Here is a 2,398-nt window from a genome sequence, read left to right as displayed (position 1 = left end):
TACGAACTGTTCATTCTGGCAGAAAGCCTTTTAAATTCGGTAGTTTTTACAACACCTTCATTTCCATAATAGCCTGCTGAAAAAAGATAACTTCCTTTATCTGAAGCATTCGAAACCGATAAATCATAAGAACTGGCAACTCCGGTTTGCGAGATAGCATCGTACCAATCTGTATTGGATGATTTCATGGTTCGCTCCGCATCCAAATATTCCGGAACTAACACTTTGTTCAATTGTGGCTTATTATTATTCACCGACCAATCAAACTGATAACTCAAATGATTATTATTCGGGTCTAAACCATCATTAATATTGGCCTGCCAAAGCGCCTGTCCAAATTGGTTAGCATTCATCACACTCAATTTATTGGAGTAGCTGGAAAGTGAGGTATATGTGTTAAAATTGATTCTCATTTTACCTTCTTTTCCTTTTTTGGTAGTAATAATAATTACTCCATTTGAAGCTCTGGAACCATAAATACTGGCTGAAGCAGCATCCTTCAAAATCTGGATTGACTCAATGTCATTTGGATTTAACTCATGCATCCCTGATTTAGTTGGCATACCGTCAATTACGTAAAGTGGGTCAGTGTTGTTTAAGGTTCCCACACCTCGAATTACCACTTTTGTATTTCCACCGCTTGGCGAGCCGTCAGAAGATACTCTTACGCCAGCAACTCTTCCCTGCAAAGCCTTAATTGGATTAGGCTCAGGTTGTTTCATCATGTCTTTTACATTCACAATGGCAACCGATCCGGTAATATCAGCCTTCTTTTGTTTGGAATAACCCGTTACCACAATTTCATTCAATTGATTGTTACCAACTTTTAAAGCTATATTGATATTTTTTTGACCTTTAAGTGAAATCGTTTGCGAGCCATAGCCTACAAAAGTAACAACTAGTGTAGCATCAGGGGCAATTTCCTCGATAGAAAACTTTCCATCAAAATCTGTGGAAACGCTGTTCTTTGTTCCTGAAATTGTTATAGTAGCCCCAGGAAGAGGTAGTCCATCATCTGACGAAGTTACAGTTCCTTTAATTCCTTTTTCCTGCGCCGTCATTATCAGCACCGGAAAGAAGAAAAATAGAAAATAAATAAATTTACTTTTCATAAATTAGTGGTTTTTGGTTAGTATTTAATTGGTTAATTACGAGATTAGAAATTTCCATTCCTTCTTTTGAAGAAGCAGAAATTGAAGTAAATGGCTGATTTGAGAAAAAGATTTCGGTAATTACTCTTTCGCCATTATTATAAAAAATTTCAATTGATGTTTTGTCCAAAACAATTTTAAAAGCAGCAACTTTCTGCTCTCCTTCTAAAGCTGCTTTGGTAACTGTTGAAGCAAATTTTTCAGAGAAATCAATTTTACCAGCTTTTGAACGATCAATAAATAAATAATTTTCTGCAGTGTTTAAACCGAAAGTCAATGATTCGCCAAGAGCGTTTGAAAGTGTAAAACTATAAGTGTCTTTTTTTAAGTTTTTCAAATTAAAACTTAAAATCGCCTGAGTTAAATCTATTTTTTTGGATTCACTAATTACAACTTCTCCTTTAGCCTTTATATTTTTTCCTTTAATAGTCTTGGAAATATATTTATTGATTTCAATTACAGGATTACTGATTAGATTATAATCGTTTCCTTTTTTAACCAGTTTAAGTTCGCGCGGAATTGTTGTACTGCTTCTCCATGTAGTTGTCGGAACCTGCTGCGCGTAATCCCAATTTGACATCCATCCAATAAATAACCTTCTCCCATCGGTACTGGGAATATTATTCCATGTTACGCCTGCATAATTATCCTTTCCATAGTCTACCCAAACAGCTTTTTCTTCATTTACTCTTTTGGCAAAATTAGGATCGAGTGTAAACATTTTTCCATCAAAATCGCCCACAAAATATTGCACTCCTGAACCTCCATTTGGTCCGCCTGGATTTAAATTTTGAATTAAAACCCATTTGGTTTCCTTCGTACCTTCTACTTTTATCTGAAAGAAATCCGGACATTCCCAAACGCCTCCATGAGCACCAATTTCTTTTCCAAATTCAGATAAATACTCCCAATTTTTAAGATTTGTTGACTTATAGAATTGCGCTCGGTCCTGAGCAGCCAAAACCATAATCCATTGTTTGTGTGTTTCATCCCAAGATACTTTTGGGTCACGGAAATCACGTATTCCAGGGTTTTTCACGACAGGATTTCCTTCCTCAAATTTCTGCCATGTAAAACCATTGTCATTCGAATAAGCAATATCTTGCTGTTCAACATCAATTTTCCCTTCCTTTTCTTTGGTCATATCATGCAAGGTGTAAATGGCAACAATTGGAGCCGCTTTCCCTTTACCTAAACCTGATGTGTTATTTATATCGACAACAGCACTTCCCGAGAAAATATATTTG

General features: G+C 35.9%; 2 protein-coding genes. Both read right to left on the bottom strand.

The genetic code is table 11. From position 1 onward, the window contains the following. The coding region (locus VLB74_RS10025; protein WP_325203323.1) for a SusC/RagA family TonB-linked outer membrane protein at positions 1 to 1,112 on the bottom strand (1,112 nt) is incomplete at its 3' end. Further along, positions 1,102 to 2,398, bottom strand: a 1,297-nt coding sequence (locus VLB74_RS10020; protein ID WP_325203322.1) for a glycoside hydrolase family 32 protein, incomplete at its 5' end; no start/stop codon positions are given. The genes VLB74_RS10020 and VLB74_RS10025, both read right to left, overlap by 11 nt.

Origin of the sequence: Flavobacterium sp., assembly GCF_035456225.1 — a bacterium.
Lineage (GTDB): Bacteria > Bacteroidota > Bacteroidia > Flavobacteriales > Flavobacteriaceae > Flavobacterium.
The sequence above is the reverse complement of the archived record's forward strand: the minus strand, read 5'-3'. Positions and strand labels throughout refer to the sequence as shown.